A 14,554-nucleotide genomic window follows, 5' to 3' on the forward strand; every position below is an offset into this window, starting at 1 on the left:
CCACGGGAGGCCATAGGTTCGCATAGCGAGCGCCAGCAACAGTTCATACCCTGGTCGCGCACGGTGGAGATACCTGTAGGTATGAATGCGTTGCTCGCCGCCTGCTTGGTTCTCCCCCTCGCCTCCGGTACGTCTCCCGCCGCGGTTCGCGCGTGCGGCGGGCACCCGCTCGACTTCGACGGCGACGGCCGCCCGGACCTGGCCGTGGCCGCGCCCTACGACGACGTCCGGGCCGGTTCGGTGACCGTGATGTACGGGAACGGGAAGAAGGTCAAGCTCACCCAGGGGGACGGCGCGGAGCGGGGCGACTCGTTCGGCTCCGCGCTGGCCGTGGGCGACTTCAACGGGGACAAGTGCGCCGACCTGGCCGTCGGGGTGTCGGAGGAGTTCGCCGGGGAGCGGGTGTCCGGCGGCGACGGGAACGGGGTCGTCCAGCTCTTCGACGGGTCGGTGGACGGGCTCGTCAAGGGCAAGGAGCTGGCGCCGGCCAAGCCGTCGAGCGACCGGTTCGGCGCCTCGCTGGCCGCCGGTGACCTCGACGGGGACGGCCGCGACGAGCTCGCCGTGGGCGCGCCCAGCCACCGATCGGGCGGGGCGGTCACGGTGTACTGGATGAAGGGGAGCAAGCCGTACCAGATCACGCAGAAGACGCGGTGGGTGCGGCAGCGGGCCGGTGTGACCGACCAGTGGGGGGCCTCGCTCGCGACCGGGGACTTCGACGGGGACGGCCGCGACGAGCTGGCCGTCGGGGCGCCTGCCGACAGCGTCCGGCTGGACGGGCAGGGGTCGGTGACGGTCATCGACGTACGGGCCCGGCGGGCGCGGCAGCTCACCCAGAGCAGCCCGGGCATCAAGGGCGCGTCGGAGAAGTGGGACGCGTTCGGGGCGTCGCTGGCCACCGGCGACTTCAACGGCGACGGCAAGTCCGACCTGGCCATCGGCGTGCCGGGCGAGGGGATCACCAAGAACCAGCGCGCCCTGGACTACGGGGACGGCACCGTGGACGTCCTGTACGGCTCCCGCAGCGGACTGCGTACGGACAAGACGGAGGCGTGGTCGCAGAACTCGCTCGACGGCAAGCCGCGCTACTACGACCGGTTCGGGGCGTCGCTGGCGGCGGGGGACTTCAACGGCGACGGCAGGGACGAGCTGGCCATCGGCGTGCCCGGCGAGCGGGCCGTCCAGGTGCTGCAGGGGCGCTCCTCGGGCGGGCTCACCCGGGTCGGGAACCTGCTGATCAAGGGCAAGGGGCGCGACTTCGGCGCGTCGCTGGCCGTGCTCCCGCTGGCCGAGCGCTACCGGCCGCTGGAGAGGCGGCGCCCGCTCCACGCACTCGTGGTGGCCGCCCCCGACCAGGGACTGGTGATGTACGCGCCGGGCTCCAGGAAGCCGGGCCTGCGGATGGGCAAGGTCCGCCAGCTCAGCAAGGGCAGCGGCCTGTACGGCTACGCCTTCGGCTGACGGCCTGGATCCACACCGGCCCGCTCGCCCGCCCCGCCGGTCGACTCCCCTGCCCTGCCGTTCGACTCGGCCGCCCCGCCGGTCGACTCCCCGGCTCCGCCGATCGGTTCGGCGGCCCCGCCGGTCGGCAGGATCACCCGGAACAAGGCCCCCTTGCCGGGCTCCCCCTCCGCCACGATGAATCCGCCGTGCGCCTCCACGAGCGTCGCCGCGATCGACAGCCCCAGCCCCGACCCGCCCGTGCTGCGCGCCGGATCAGCCCGGTAGAACCGCTCGAACACCCGCTCCGCGACCTCGGGCGGGAACCCGGGCCCCTCGTCGGCCACCTCCACCACGGCCTGCTCCCCTCGCACGCCGACCCGCACCTGGAACGGCGTGCCCGGCGGCGTGTGCGTGAGCGCGTTGGTCACGAGGTTGCCGAGCACCTGCCCGAGCCGTACCTCGTCCCCGGTCACCACGACGTCGCCCTCTCCCCCGAACAGCCGCACCAGCTCGATCCTCCGGTCGGGCGCCAGCGTCTGGGCGTCGATCACCGTCGTGGCCGCCAGGCTGAGCAGGTCAACGGGGCGCATGGCCAGCTCCCGCCGCTGGTCGAGCCGGGCCAGCAGCAGCATGTCCTCCACCAGCAGCCCCATCCTGGCCGCCTGCCCCTCGATGCGGCCCAGCAGCCGCAGGGCCTCGGCCGGGTCCTTCTCCTCCCCCAGCCGGTACAGCTCCGCGAACCCCCTGATCGACGTCAGCGGCGTGCGCAGCTCGTGCGAGGCGTCGGCCATGAACCGGCGCATCAGCTCCTCCGACCGCCTGGCGGCCGTGGCGGAGCGGCGGGCCGACTCGGCCGCCTCCTCCCGCTCGCGCACGGCCGACTCGATCCTGGCCAGCATGGTGTTGAGCGCGCGGCCGAGCTTGCCGACCTCCGTGGTGCCCGCCCAGAGCGGCACCCGGCGCGACAGGTCGCCGCCCGCGATGTCCTTGGCCGTACGCGCGATCTCGCGGAGCGGCCGCAGGCTGCGGCGTACCACCCAATGGCAGGCGAACCCGAGCACGACCAGCGTGCCGCCGCCGGCCACCGCCACGATGAGGAGAAGCTGCGAGACCGTGCCGTCCACGTCGCTGAGGCTGACGGCGATCACCCGGCTCTGGCCCCCGCGCCCCAGCGCGGCGACGACCCGCCACGCCGGGCCGCCGGCGGCCCGCGACTCGACGGTGAACGGGCGGCCTCCGCGCGCGGCGACGTCGGCGGCGGTCAGCCGGGGCAGAGCGGGCCGGTGGTCCTCGGTCGACTCGCTGACCGTCCTGACCAGGATCCCGGACGAGTCCAGCACCACCACGTGGAACAGGCCGAAGAAACGCTCGGGCCGGGCGATCCCCGGGCGCGGCTCGGGCGGCGGGGGCAGGTCGCGCGGGCTGCTGGCCGCGCGAAGCTGCTGGTCGACGCGCTCGACGAGGTAGCCGCGCAGCAGCCGCACGGCGAACAGGCCGGTCAGCGTGATGGCGAGGGTGACCAGCAGCAGGGTCGCCGACACCAGCCGCAGCCAGAGCGGGGTCCGGGCCAGATGTTTCCTCATATGCGGGGCGGGCGCAGGATGTAGCCGACCCCGCGCAGGGTGTGCAGGTATTTGCGGTCGCCGGTGTCGACCTTCCTGCGCAGGTAGGACACGTACGACTCGACGAGGCCGACGTCGGTGCGCCAGTCGCCGTTCCAGACGTGGTCGAGGATCTGGGTCTTCGACAGGACCCGGCCCACGTTGAGCATGAAGTACTGCAGCAGCCTGAACTCCGTCGGCGACAGCCGCACGGGGACGCCGTCGCGCCAGACCTCGTGGGTCTCCTCATCCAGCTCCAGGTCGGCCACGCGCAGCCGGTTCGGCGGCGGCGTGCCCCTGCGGGTCCTGCGGAGCACGGCCCGGATCCGGGCGATGACCTCCTCCAGGCTGAACGGCTTGGTCACGTAGTCCTCGCCGAGTCCCAGCCCGGCGAGGCGGTCCTCGGGCGTGTCCTTGGCGGTCACGAACAGCACCGGGACGCGACGGCCGCGCGAGCGCAGCCTTCCCGCGACCGTCAGGCCGTCGAGGTCGGGCAGCATGACGTCGAGCATCACCAGGTCGGGCGAGCTCTCCTCTGCCACCCGCAGCGCCTCCTTGCCGTCGGCCGCGGTCAGCACCTCGAACCCGGCCATGCGCAGGCTGGCCGAGAACAGCTCCCTGATGTTGGGCTCGTCGTCGACCACCAGCAGCCTGGCCTCGGGCTCGCTCATCGCGGGCCTCCCCCAGGGCCTCCCTGAGTGATGGAGGCGGCGGTCACGGAGCCGTCGTCGCCCGGCCGGCCGCGGACCGTGACCGTGGTGCCCGCCTTCAGGTCGGACACCTTGCCCGGCGTGGCGATCTGGACGGTGGTCTGGTCGGTGGTGTTCACGGTGACGGTGGCGCCGTCCATGGTCTTGACGTAGACCTTGCCGCCCTCGACCTTCTCGACCGTGCCGGTCGTGCCGCCGCCCATGCGCTGGGCGAGCCCGCCCTGCCGGTCGGCGTACCCGGGGGGCGCCTGCTGCTGGGCGTACCCGCCGCCGCCCGCGAGGCGCTGCGGCGCCGCCTGGGCGGTCGCCGACAGCTTGCCGGCCTGGAGGCCGATGAGGATCCCCGCGACCAGGACGACGCCGGCGGCCAGCGCCAGCGTGAGCTTGGACATGCCCTTGGCGGGCCGGACGGCGAGCTCCTCCCGCAGGTCGTCGGGGTACGGCGAGGAGTCGAGCTGGGCCATGTGCGTCTCCTTACTCGTGGCGCCCTACTCATGGCGCAGGGCCTGGATCGGCCTGAGCTTGGCCGCCCGGTTGGCGGGGTAACTGCCGAAGAACAGCCCGATCCCCACCGACACACCCAGTGCCAGCGCGACCGACGACGGCACGAGGACCGGCTCGATGCCGGCGATGGCGAACCTGGTCCCCACGAACGCCACCAGCACCCCCGACAGCCCGCCGACCAGGCTCAGCAACGTGGCCTCCAGCAGGAACTGGCCCAGGATCGCGCTCCTGGGCGCGCCGATCGCCTTGCGGATGCCGATCTCGCGGGTGCGCTCGGTGACGGTCACCAGCATGATGTTCGTGATGCCGATGCCCCCCACCAGGAGCGAGATCGCGGCGACGGCGCCGAGCAGCACGGTGAAGGTGCCGGTCGCGGCGCTGACGGTCTCCTGGAGCGTGGCCTGGTTGAGTATGCGGTAGTCGGGGTTGTTCGCGGTGATGCCATGTCGCTGGTTGAGGATAGCGGTGACCTCCGACTGCGCCGTCGTGGTGGTCTCCGCGCCGGTGGCCTGGACGACGATCGAGCTGAGCGAGCCGAAGCCGCTGAGGCTCTGCTGCACGGCCGGCAGCGGCGCGATGGCCACGTCGTCGGCGTCCTGCATGCCGGTGGAGCCGGCCTCCTTCAGCACGCCGACCACCGTGAACGGCACGCCGGACACGCTGACCTGCCGGCCGATCGGGTCCGCGGCCCCGAACAGCTCCTCCACGACGGTCTGGCCGAGCACCACGACCTTCCTGGCGGCCAGCACGTCGTCGTTGAAGAAGTAGGTGCCCTTCGTCACGGGCTTGTTCGTTGCCTCGAAGTAGCTGGGGTACGTGCCGACGAACTGCGCGATCGCGTGGCCGGCGGCCCCGTACGCCGCCGTCTGGGAGGAGGCGTTCACCACGGGCGAGACGGACTTGACCGAGGGGGCGAGGGTCTTGTCGGTCAGCGCCTTGGCGTCGGCCAGGCTGAGCTGCCTGGCCTGTGTGCGCGGCCCGGTGTTCCCGGCGGCGCCGCCGCCTCCGCCGCCTCCCGAGAAGGACGGGGAGATCGTGAGCGTGTTCGCGCCGAGGCGCTGGATGTTCTGCTGGATGCTGCGCGAGGAGCCCTCGCCGATCGCGACCAGCAGGATCACCGCGGCCACGCCGATGAGGATGCCGAGCGTGGTCAGCGAGCTGCGCAGCTTGTTGGCCAGCAGGCCGCGCAGCGCGAAGCGGAGGATCTCGAGCTGGTTCACAGGGCCGCCATCCTCGGGGGCACGCCCTCGACGGGGGCCTGCCTGCGGTCCTCCACGATCTCGCCGTCCACCAGCCTGATCACCCGTTTGGCGTGGGCCGCCACGTCGTTTTCGTGGGTGATGAGCACGATCGTGCGGCCGGACTCGCTGAGCCGGTCCAGGATCTGCAGGACGTCCTTGGTGGATGTGGTGTCGAGGTTGCCCGTCGGCTCGTCGGCCAGCAGCAGCGCGGGCGCGGTGACCAGCGCCCTGGCGACGGCCACGCGCTGCTGCTGGCCGCCGGAGAGCTGGTTCGGCTCGTGGTGCACGCGGTCGCTCAGGCCGACCTGCTCCAGCGCGGCCAGCGCCCGGGCGCGCCGCTCCGCCTGGCCGACGCCGCCGTACACGAGGGGCAGCTCGACGTTGGCCAGCGCGCTCATGCGCGGGATCAGGTTGAACGACTGGAAGACGAACCCCACGCGGCGGTTGCGCAGGATGGCGAGCTGGTGCTCGTCCAGGCTGCCCACGTCGGCGCCGTCGATCAGGTACGTGCCGGAGGTGGGGACGTCGAGGCAGCCGAGGATGTTCATGAGCGTGGACTTTCCGGAGCCTGAGGCGCCCATGATGGCGACGTAGTCGCCGCGTTCGACGTCCAGGCTGACGCCGCGCAGGGCGCGGACCTTGGCGTCGCCGTCGCCGTACTCCTTGACGAGGTCCCTGACCCGCAGGACCGGCGCGGGGCTGTCCGGTGATGTCATCGCCCGCCTCCCGGCACGCCGCCCCCGCCGGGGATCCCGCCGCCGCCCGGGAAGCCCCCGCCGCCGAACTGCCGCTGGTTGCCGCCGATGGTGGTGCCGGTCGAGGTCGCCGGGGGGACGATCTGGTCGCCCTCGGACACGCCCGACTTGATCTCGGTCAGGGTCGCGCCCCGCACGCCCACCTCCACGGGCGTGCTGGTCTGGCGGCCGTTCCGCAGCAGCGTGACCGTGGCCTGGCCGCCGTTGGTGGACACCGCGGTGGAAGGGACGGTGACCACGTCGTCCGCGCGGCCGACCACGACCTCGACGGTGGCGGTCTGGCCGAGCCGCACCTGGCTCGGGACCTCGGTGAAGGTGACCGTGACGGGATACTGCACGATGTTGTCGCTGGTGGAGGCGACGGGCTCGATCTGGGTGATCTCGCCGGTGGCTGTCACGCCCGGCAGCGCGTCGAACGTGACCGTGGCCGTCTGGCCCTGTTCGAGTTTGCCGACGTCGGACTCGGTGAAGGCGCCGACGAGCTGCAGCCTGCCGGTGTCGGCGATCTCCATGAAGCCGCTGCCGGTCTGGGACTGTCCTGTGCCCTGGCCCTGACCTGTGCTCTGCGCGGAGCTCTGTGCCGAGCCGCTGCTGTCGCCGCCGACCGAGCCGTTCACCGCCGTGATCGTGCCGGCGAACGGGGCCTTCAGCACGGTGGCCGCGAGGGTGCGCTGGGCCTCCCGGTAGGCGTTGCGGGCCTTGACGTAGGCGGCGTACAACTCGGCCGTGCCGGTCCCGTCGTCCAGGGCGCTGTCGTACGTGGCCTTGGCCGCCGACAGGCTCTCCTGCGCGGCGTCGTCGTCCAGCCTGGCGAGGATGTCGCCCTTGCCGACCTTGTCGCCGGCCTTGACGTAGATCTTCTCGACCGTCCCGGACGTACCGAACGAGAGCGCGCGGGACTTGGCGCTCTCGACGGAGCCCGAGGCGGACACGGAGGCCACCACGGAGCCGCGGCTCGCGGTCACGGTCCGCACGGTCGTCTCGCCCGCGGCCTGTCCCGCGCCCAGCTGGCCGTAGGCGAGCACGGCACCGCACACCAGGAGCGCCACCAGGGCTCCGTTGGTCATCAGCGCTCTGCTGCTCACTCGCGCTCTGCGCCTCTTCGACACCTTCACAGGCGGTGACCCTTGCACACCAGCCTGCGCCGCAGCCGCGAGCAAGCTGAACGTTCGCTGATAGCGCCGAGGGCCGGGCGGGCGCACAGGGAACTCTTAGGCTGCTCGCAGCGTGCCGCGAACCTGCTTCGCCAGGATGATCCGCCATGAGACGGACTTTCGCGCTGGGCGGGCTCGCCCTCGCCGTGCTCGCCGCCGGTTCCGGCCTGGCGGTCGCGCTCCGCGACGACGCGCCGCCCGCCGTCCAGGTGCGGCTCGCCTCCGCCCAGCGCGGGCAGGTTCATGCCGTGGTGAGCGCCGCGGGCGCCACCGTGGACGGCTCCCGCCGCGACCTCGCCTTCGGTTCCTCGGGGACGGTGGCCAAGGTGTACGTCAGGGTCGGGTCCAAGGTCGAGAAAGGGCAGGTCCTGGCCCGGATCGACGGGCGGGCGGCGCGGGAGGCGTACGAGGCGGCCAAGGCCGACCTGGCGGTCGCCGAGGAGGCCCTGGACCAGGCGTCATCCGGAACGGCGACGACCGCCGGCACCGGCACGACCGGCGGGAACGGCACCTCGGGGAGCACCGGCACGACTTGTGCCCCGGGCGGCGGCTCGCCCGCGGCCACCCCCACCACCGGAACCTCCGCCCCGGCAGGCGGCGGCGCGCTCGGGCCGTCGGGCCGCCCCTCCATGGGCACGGAGGCGACCAGAGAGGCAGGGGCGCGCACGGACGGGGACAAGAGCCCGACGCCGACCTCGACCTCCAGCCCGGCACCGCATCCGACGGACCCCCCTCGCCCCACGACCGCCCCGACCTCCGTGCCCACCGAGCCCCAGCCCACCGTGACGGTCACCGTGACCGCCACGGTCACCGCGACCGTCACCCCCACCCCGAGCCGGAGCAGCGGATCGCTGCCGACCGGGGACGGGCCCTCCACCGGCGACGGTCCATCGGCCACCCCCTCCCCCACCGGCAAGCCGTCCACCAGCGGAAAACCCTCCACGAGCGGCAGGCCCACCGCCACCGGCAAGCCTCCTTCGGCCAGGCCGAGCACCGGCGCGACCGGCGGCGCCCGCCCGGACCCGGGCACGGGTTCCTGCGGTCCGGCCCCGGCCGGGACGAAGGGCGGGACGGGCGAGGACCAGGCCGCCGCGAACGTGGACCGCGCCGAGGCCGCCCTGGAGCAGGCGGCCGACGCCGTACGGGCCACCCGCATCGTGGCGCCGGTGGCGGGGACGGTGCTGTCGGTCGCGGGCGACGTCGGCGACACCGCGGGCACGAGCACCTTCATCAGCCTCGGCGACCTGGACGAGCTGCAGGTGCAGGCCATGGTCACCGAGTCCGACGTCAACCGGCTCGACATTGGCCAGAGGGCCCGGATCACGCTCGCCACCCGCAACGGCGAGCGCCACGAGGGCACGGTGACGGCCATCGCCCCTACGGCCACGGTCGACGGCCGGCTCGTCCGCTACTCGGTCACCCTCGCCTTCGACGAGCCTCCGGCCGGGCTCATGCTGGGCCAGACGGCCTCGGTGACGATCACCACGGACGAGGCCGACAACGTCGTCTACGTGCCCGCGGCGGCGGTGCGGAGCAGGTCGGACGGCACCCAGGTGGTCACGGTGCGCGCGGGTGGGCGTGACCTGGCGAAGGTGGTGCGGACGGGGGTGCGCGGGGACCAGTACGTGGAGGTGACGTCGGGGCTGGACGAGAACGACCAAGTGGTCATGTCCGGCAGCGCGTCGGGCGAGTTCCCCGACGGCTCCTGGCCAGGCGCATGACCGGCCCGTCCCGCCCTGGGGCGCGGGACCATTCCGGTGGACGCGCTGTCCGCCGGCTGTGCCATCCCGGCGCACCGGCAACGCACCCCGCCGCGATGCCCAGCGCCAGGGTGCGACGCCGACGGGCATGGAGGCGGCGCGACATGGGCGCCCAACGCCCGCCCACGATGTCAGCTGGCATGTCGGCGCAGGACCGGCCCAGCCCTGGCCGCACGACGGCGGGTCAGCGCGTTGAGGGAATCTTCAGCCGATCTCCAGCCGGCTTTCAGCCGACCCGCGGAGCACCCGCCTGGCCGGCCGCCGCGGCGCCCGTGACGGCCGGGATGGTGATGCGGTGGGCCGTCTTGGCCTTGGCGCCCCGGCGGGAGATGTAGTCCAGGGTCCGGAAGTCGACGGCCAGGTCGTCCCGGGTGAGTCGGGCCACCAGGTAGCCGCGCCGCTGGTCCATGAAGGAGATGTGGGGGTTCTCCTGCAGGGCCTCCGCGATCCACGTCCGGTCCCGGTACCCGTCCCCGTCGCTCGCGATCGACGAGGCCACCAGTTCCCTGGCCACCACCGGCGAGTCAGGGTCGTCGAAGTCGGTCTTGAGCTCGGCCGAGTGGTGGATGTGCGCGTCCCCGGTCAGGACCACCGGGTTGGACGTGCGGGCCAGCGATCTCAGCAGCCGGGTGCGCTCGGCCGCGTACCCGTCCCAGGAGTCCAGGTTCACCTCGCGCCCGGGGCCGATCTTGTAGTCGCGGTGCGTCATCATGATCTGCTGGCCGAGCAGGTTCCAGCGGGTGGTGGAGCCGCGCAGCCCTTCCTCCAGCCAGCGCCACTGACTGGCCCCGAGCAGTGTGCGCTCGGCCTCCAGACGGTCGTCGCACCCGGCCCGCACGCCGTCCAGGCACGCCTGGTCGTCACGGAACTGCCGGGTGTCGAGCAGGTGGAAGCGGGCCAGCGTGCCCCAGGAGATGCGCCGGTTCACCTTGAGCACCGCCCCTTGGAGGCTGGCGCGGCGCAGCGGCATGTTCTCGTAGTAGGCGCGGAACGCCTCCGCCCGCATCCGGGTGAACCCGGGTGTCTCCTTGCTGGAGACCGGGCCGGCCCAGTTGTTCTCCACTTCATGGTCGTCGAACGCCACCAGCCAGGGCGCCGCCGCGTGCGCGGCCTGGAGGTCGTGGTCGCTCTTGTACTGGGCGTGCCGCAGCCGGTAGTCGGCGAGCGTCTGGCATTTGCCGGGCGTGTGGGTGCGTACGCGGCCGGCCAGCGCGGTGTAGCCGCTGGGGCCGTACTCGTACATGTAGTCGCCGAGGAACACCACCAGGTCGGGCTCCTGCTCGGCGAGGCGGCGGTAGGCGGTGTAGTAGCCGTGCTCGTAGTGGGCGCACGCGGCCACGGCGAACGTGAGCGGCGTCGTCTCGCCGGTGGGCGTCGTCCTGGTGCGGCCCGTGGGCGAGATCCTGCCCTGGCTCCTGAAGCGGTAGAAGTACTCGCGCCCCGGCTCCAGGCCCTTGAGCTCGACGTGGACGCTGTGGGCGTCACGGGCGCGGGCGGTGGCCGTACCGGACTTGACGATCTTCGAGAAGCGTTCGTCGGCCGCGACCTGCCAGTCCACCTCCACGTCGCGGGACGGCATGCCGCCGCGGCCGTCGCCGCCCAGCGGGTCGACGGCCAGCCTGGTCCACAGGACGAAGCCGTCGGCCGACGGGTCGCCGGAGGCCACGCCGAGCGTGAACGGGTCGGATCGGAGGGTTCTGGAGGGGGAGGCCGACGCCGGTGAGGCGAGGGTCGGCGAGGCGAGGAAGCCGGCTGTCGCCGCTGTCAGGAAGGCTCTGCGGTCCACGTTCCCAGGTATGTCCGGCTGCGCTGACCCCGCCGTGACAGTGGAGTCAAGGGCGGGTGAACAGCATCAGTCGTCCTGTTCGCGAAGTTCCTCCGGCCGATGACCGGCCACGCCGACGCCGTCCTCGTCGTCCGGTTCCGGTCGGCGTCGGTCGCCCCCTGCCACACGGTCGCCGCCCCGCTCGCCGAGCAGGGGGGCGGCGACGCCTCAGATCACATAACCGGCATTTCGCCGTTGAATCAGCGGGCGGCCTCCCGTACGTCGGCCAGGGTTCGGCGGAGCGACGCAGCATCGGTGAAGTGCACGCCGGCCATGCCCGCGCGTTCGGCGCCCTCGACGTTCTCGGGGCGGTCGTCAATGAAGACGATCTCCGCGGGGGCGGCGCCGAGCGTGCGGGCCGTCTCGTCGTAGATCTCCCTGTCCGGCTTGACCAGCCCGATCCGGCCGCTGTAGACGCGGCGGCCGATGGCGGCGATCCAGGGCAGCTCGTCCAGGCCGTCGGCGAGGCAGGCGGGCGCGTTGGACAGCAGCGCCACGTCGTGGCCCGCCTCGATCAGCTCGCCGAGCAGGCCGACCGTGCCCTCGTTCGGGTGGGCCCAGCTGGCGACGTCCATGGCCACCAGGCGGGCGACCTCGGCATGGCTGGCGGGCCTGTCCAGCACCGCCGACCAGTAGGCGTGCGGTGTCAGGCTCGCCCGGTCGAATTCCAGGCGGTGGCGCCAGTAGCGGTCCTTGAACCCCTCCGGCTCCGCGTCCACCGCCCGGGCCATGGCGTCGGCGTCGGACTCGGGCTGAGGCAGCGACAGGACGCCGCCGTAGTCGAACACAATCCATGTCATGCCAGGAATGGTCGCAGATGCGGGTTCAGCGCCGGGCAGCCCAGGTACTTCTCCGCGGTGTGGAAGTCGATCCAGTCGAGGTTGACCAGCTCCTCGGCGTCCACGCCGGCGAAGCAGCCCGCCAGATCAGGCGGGATGGCGGCGATGTCGTCCTTGTCGGCGATGTTCACCCAGCGCCGGACGCCGGGCGGGCGCTCGCCCCGGCCGTTGACGGGGGCCGGCAGCAGGCGCTCGAAGACGACGTTGCGCATGCCGAGCGGGCTCCCGAGGGTGATCAGCAGGTCGATTCGCAGGTCGGGGTGGGCCCACAGGGTCTCGTACGTGACCACGCTCCCGAGCGAGTGGGCGATGACCACCTTCGGCCGGTTCCTCCTGATGGTCTCGGCCACCACCTGCCGGCACTTGTCCCTCTTGCCCGGGTCGGTGAGGTACGCCGCCACCTCCGGCGCGAACCGCTCGGCGAACGCCGCCGACCGGCCGTCGAGCCTGCTGAGCAGCCAGCCGGTCAACGACTTGAGCGCGCCCGTGAGATGCTCGCCGACGCCCAGGTTCTTGGCCCACTCCACGAGGACCTGCTGGGCCGGGGCCTCCATGGCGGCGACGGAGCGCGGGTCGGACCTGCCGTCGTGCAGGTGGTGGGAGAAGTAGGCGATCTCGCTGAAGTAGGCCCTGGCCTCGCCCCCGAGCGCCAGGTGCAGGTAGCGGTCCCATTTGAGGCGCATGGCCGCCGCCGCACCGGCCGCGGACCCGCCGGCCTCCAGGTAGTAGTTGTACTTGCCGATCCCGTGCACGCCGACGATGACGGCCACTTCGCCTCCTCACGCATGATCTTCTCGCGCGATGCTGGCATATGCCGCTTGCAGCCGGCCGTCAAGAGTCCGCCCGAGTTTAGGCTTGCCTAAAGATTTAGGTAGAGCTAAAGTGGAGGCATCTGGAGCTGAGCGTCGAGAGCGAGACCGTCATGGCACTACGCCATAGCAGCCGCGACGAGGTGGGCGGTCTCGCCCAGGAAGTCGTCGACGAGATCGCGTGGTACATGCGGGAGCACAAGATCTCGCGTTCGGACCTGGCCGCGGCCATGGGCGTGTCAGCGGGGCGGGTGAGCCAGATCCTGTCCGGCGACGAGAACCTGACGCTCCGCACGCTGGCGGCCGTCGTCGACGCGCTCGGCGCCCGCCTGGAGTTCACGCTCGGCGACGCCGAGGATTCGGCCTCCGCGCTCAGAGACGGCGAGCCGTAGGGCGCGCCTGGCGCGTTCAGGGCACTCTGGCTCATGCCGTACGCCGGGCGCCACGACTTCATACGGCGCGCCGGGCGGTCTCGGAGTCGACGGCCCGGGACGGCGGCGCGAACACCGGCAGTGATCGGTACCCTGCCCGGTAACCGGAGGCCAGCAGCCGCAGCAGATCGCTCTCCGCGTCGTGCTTGAGCAGTCCGCGCAGCCGCATCAGGTCGTTGAGATAGCGCTCGTACCGCGCCAGCCGCGTGTGACGCGACCCGTTGAGCGCGGTGACCACCTTCGACCGCGCCGCCCCGTCCTCGATGAGCGCCGCCACGTCCAGCCGCCGCTCGATCGCGTCGAGCCTGGCGTGAATGCGTTCGCGCCTGCGTTCCTCGGGCGAGAGCCGCTCGGCGATCCGCTGGTGGTAGCGGTTGGCGGCCAGGCTGAGCTCGTAGATGCTCCAGGAGTCGTCCACCCTCCTCTCGCACCAGAGCCGCTGGTCTTCGGCCATCGCCTGGTCGAGCCTGGCGAGCAGCGACACCAGCCAGAACGTCGCCGCCTCCCGCGCGAGCGAGCGCTGCTCGTCCTCCTTGGCCCGCATCTGGCTGAGCCACAGCCCGCTCGGCGCGACCGCGCCCAGCGCGGTGGCGAGCAGGTTCTCCATGCCCAGTACGGTGGACAGAAGGTGGTCCAGCAGCCATCCGGTCAGCAACGCCACCCCGGCCGAGAGCAACCCGGTCAGCAGGGTGATGACGATCGACAGCCGCCACGTCGCGGGCCCGAACGGCCGGCCCTTGCCCTGACAGCGCAGCACCAGGAACACGATGGCGGAGAGGAGGGCCAGCACCACAGTGAGGCCCACCTGGGCTGCCGAGACAGGCTCCGGATCCATGGAATCTCGCCCCTCCCGCGGAATGTTCCCTTCATAGTCGCAGCGGCGGCGGTGGATGAAAATGCCGTTGCGCCGGGCATATCAGACCCAGATACGGTGACATCCACCTACAGAAGGCGCATTCGGAACAGGAGCCCCAGACATGCCCGGCCCGCTGATCGTCAACGACTCGGTCGTCATCCCCGACGCCGAGCTCGTCTGGCGTTTCTCACGCTCGTCGGGCCCGGGCGGCCAGGGCGTCAACACGACCGACAGCCGCGTGGAGCTGACGTTCGACGTCGGCGCGAGCACGGCGCTGCCGCCCGCGCTGAAGGCCCGGGCGCTCGACCGGCTGGGCTCCGCCACGATCACGATCGCCGCCTCGGAATACCGCTCCCAGCTCAGGAACCGGGAGGCCGCCGCACACCGCCTGGCGCAGCGGCTCCGCGAGGCCATCGCCCCGCCACCGAAGCGCCGCCGCCCCACCAAGCCCAGCCGGGGCGCCGTGGAGCGCCGCATCGCCGCGAAGAAACACCGCTCCGACATCAAACGCCTCCGCCGCGACCTCTAGCCCGTCCTCGGCGTGATCGGTTCCGCGCGGCTCCCAGCCGTGTGAGACGCGAGAGGCGATCGCGCGAAAGGCGGCTCCAGCCCCTCCAGGCCAGGGC

Annotated in this window: 14 protein-coding genes; 4 read left to right on the forward strand and 10 right to left on the reverse strand. The window is 72.4% G+C overall.

Annotation, left to right across the window (positions count from 1 at the left end):
• Positions 1 to 81: 81 nt before the first annotated feature.
• Positions 82 to 1,461, forward strand: coding sequence for an FG-GAP and VCBS repeat-containing protein (locus tag ID574_RS00685; protein WP_188186777.1), 1,380 nt, complete (start codon positions 82 to 84; stop codon positions 1,459 to 1,461).
• Here the strand turns inward: ID574_RS00685 and ID574_RS00690 are convergent.
• From ID574_RS00690 to ID574_RS00715, 6 genes are read right to left on the reverse strand one after another with little or no spacing between them, the layout of a single operon-like run.
• Positions 1,446 to 3,026, reverse strand: coding sequence for a sensor histidine kinase (locus ID574_RS00690; RefSeq protein WP_188186778.1), 1,581 nt, complete (start codon positions 3,024 to 3,026; stop codon positions 1,446 to 1,448). The genes ID574_RS00685 and ID574_RS00690 overlap by 16 nt on opposite strands.
• Positions 3,023 to 3,715 carry a response regulator transcription factor gene (locus ID574_RS00695; protein ID WP_188186779.1) on the reverse strand — a complete coding sequence of 231 codons (693 nt, stop codon included), beginning with the start codon at positions 3,713 to 3,715 and terminating at the stop codon, positions 3,023 to 3,025. The genes ID574_RS00690 and ID574_RS00695 overlap by 4 nt, the downstream gene beginning before the upstream one ends.
• Positions 3,712 to 4,218 carry a single stranded DNA-binding domain-containing protein gene (locus ID574_RS00700; RefSeq protein ID WP_188186780.1) on the reverse strand — a complete coding sequence of 169 codons (507 nt, stop codon included), beginning with the start codon at positions 4,216 to 4,218 and terminating at the stop codon, positions 3,712 to 3,714. The genes ID574_RS00695 and ID574_RS00700 overlap by 4 nt, the downstream gene beginning before the upstream one ends.
• Positions 4,219 to 4,242: 24 nt before the next feature.
• Positions 4,243 to 5,478 (reverse strand): ABC transporter permease, encoded by a 1,236-nt coding sequence (locus tag ID574_RS00705; protein WP_188186781.1) that lies wholly within the window; start codon positions 5,476 to 5,478, stop codon positions 4,243 to 4,245.
• Positions 5,475 to 6,215 carry an ABC transporter ATP-binding protein gene (locus ID574_RS00710; RefSeq protein WP_188186782.1) on the reverse strand — a complete coding sequence of 247 codons (741 nt, stop codon included), beginning with the start codon at positions 6,213 to 6,215 and terminating at the stop codon, positions 5,475 to 5,477. The genes ID574_RS00705 and ID574_RS00710 overlap by 4 nt, the downstream gene beginning before the upstream one ends.
• Complete coding sequence (locus ID574_RS00715) at positions 6,212 to 7,321, reverse strand: efflux RND transporter periplasmic adaptor subunit (protein ID WP_188186783.1); 1,110 nt, start codon at positions 7,319 to 7,321, stop codon at positions 6,212 to 6,214. Before ID574_RS00715 ends, ID574_RS00710 begins: the two co-directional genes overlap by 4 nt.
• Before the next feature lie 194 nt (positions 7,322 to 7,515).
• Here ID574_RS00715 and ID574_RS61420 point away from each other — a divergent pair, with 194 nt between their 5' ends.
• The gene (locus ID574_RS61420; RefSeq protein ID WP_188186784.1) at positions 7,516 to 9,129 is read left to right on the forward strand and encodes an efflux RND transporter periplasmic adaptor subunit; all 1,614 of its coding nucleotides are present in this window, start codon (positions 7,516 to 7,518) and stop codon (positions 9,127 to 9,129) included.
• A gap of 265 nt (positions 9,130 to 9,394) precedes the next feature.
• On the opposite strand, the gene ID574_RS00725 is transcribed toward ID574_RS61420, so the two are convergent.
• The 3 genes from ID574_RS00725 to ID574_RS00735 all read right to left on the reverse strand — a co-directional run bounded on the left by ID574_RS00725 (position 9,395) and on the right by ID574_RS00735 (position 12,602).
• Positions 9,395 to 10,954: an alkaline phosphatase D family protein gene (locus ID574_RS00725; protein ID WP_188186785.1), complete on the reverse strand. Its 1,560-nt coding sequence runs from the start codon at positions 10,952 to 10,954 to the stop codon at positions 9,395 to 9,397.
• 239 nt (positions 10,955 to 11,193) lie between these two features.
• Entirely contained in the window at positions 11,194 to 11,793 is a 600-nt protein-coding gene (locus ID574_RS00730; RefSeq protein ID WP_188186786.1) for an HAD family hydrolase, read from the reverse strand.
• The gene (locus tag ID574_RS00735; RefSeq protein ID WP_188186787.1) at positions 11,790 to 12,602 is read right to left on the reverse strand and encodes a hypothetical protein; all 813 of its coding nucleotides are present in this window, start codon (positions 12,600 to 12,602) and stop codon (positions 11,790 to 11,792) included. The genes ID574_RS00730 and ID574_RS00735 overlap by 4 nt, the downstream gene beginning before the upstream one ends.
• A 152-nt stretch (positions 12,603 to 12,754) precedes the next feature.
• On the opposite strand from ID574_RS00735, the gene ID574_RS00740 reads away from it, so the two are divergent.
• Positions 12,755 to 13,033: a helix-turn-helix domain-containing protein gene (locus ID574_RS00740; RefSeq protein WP_188186788.1), complete on the forward strand. Its 279-nt coding sequence runs from the start codon at positions 12,755 to 12,757 to the stop codon at positions 13,031 to 13,033.
• Between the two features lie 58 nt (positions 13,034 to 13,091).
• Here ID574_RS00740 and ID574_RS00745 read toward each other — a convergent pair whose 3' ends face one another.
• Positions 13,092 to 13,907: a hypothetical protein gene (locus ID574_RS00745; RefSeq protein WP_188186789.1), complete on the reverse strand. Its 816-nt coding sequence runs from the start codon at positions 13,905 to 13,907 to the stop codon at positions 13,092 to 13,094.
• A 142-nt stretch (positions 13,908 to 14,049) separates the two neighbouring features.
• Here ID574_RS00745 and arfB point away from each other — a divergent pair, with 142 nt between their 5' ends.
• Positions 14,050 to 14,457: an alternative ribosome rescue aminoacyl-tRNA hydrolase ArfB gene (arfB, locus tag ID574_RS00750; RefSeq protein WP_188186790.1), complete on the forward strand. Its 408-nt coding sequence runs from the start codon at positions 14,050 to 14,052 to the stop codon at positions 14,455 to 14,457.
• Positions 14,458 to 14,554: the final 97 nt, after the last annotated feature.

Origin of the sequence: Nonomuraea sp. SYSU D8015 (genome assembly GCF_008065375.1) — a bacterium.
GTDB lineage: Bacteria > Actinomycetota > Actinomycetes > Streptosporangiales > Streptosporangiaceae > Nonomuraea.

Coding starts and splice junctions, on each gene's coding strand:
- ID574_RS00685 (WP_188186777.1), top strand. CDS start 82: ATGAATGCGTTGCTCGCCGCCTGCTTGGTTCTCCCCCTCGCCTCCGGT.
- ID574_RS00690 (WP_188186778.1), bottom strand. CDS start 3,026: ATGAGGAAACATCTGGCCCGGACCCCGCTCTGGCTGCGGCTGGTGTCG.
- ID574_RS00695 (WP_188186779.1), bottom strand. CDS start 3,715: ATGAGCGAGCCCGAGGCCAGGCTGCTGGTGGTCGACGACGAGCCCAAC.
- ID574_RS00700 (WP_188186780.1), bottom strand. CDS start 4,218: ATGGCCCAGCTCGACTCCTCGCCGTACCCCGACGACCTGCGGGAGGAG.
- ID574_RS00710 (WP_188186782.1), bottom strand. CDS start 6,215: ATGACATCACCGGACAGCCCCGCGCCGGTCCTGCGGGTCAGGGACCTC.
- ID574_RS00715 (WP_188186783.1), bottom strand. CDS start 7,321: ATGACCAACGGAGCCCTGGTGGCGCTCCTGGTGTGCGGTGCCGTGCTC.
- ID574_RS61420 (WP_188186784.1), top strand. CDS start 7,516: ATGAGACGGACTTTCGCGCTGGGCGGGCTCGCCCTCGCCGTGCTCGCC.
- ID574_RS00730 (WP_188186786.1), bottom strand. CDS start 11,793: ATGACATGGATTGTGTTCGACTACGGCGGCGTCCTGTCGCTGCCTCAG.
- ID574_RS00740 (WP_188186788.1), top strand. CDS start 12,755: ATGGCACTACGCCATAGCAGCCGCGACGAGGTGGGCGGTCTCGCCCAG.
- ID574_RS00745 (WP_188186789.1), bottom strand. CDS start 13,907: ATGGATCCGGAGCCTGTCTCGGCAGCCCAGGTGGGCCTCACTGTGGTG.
- arfB (WP_188186790.1), top strand. CDS start 14,050: ATGCCCGGCCCGCTGATCGTCAACGACTCGGTCGTCATCCCCGACGCC.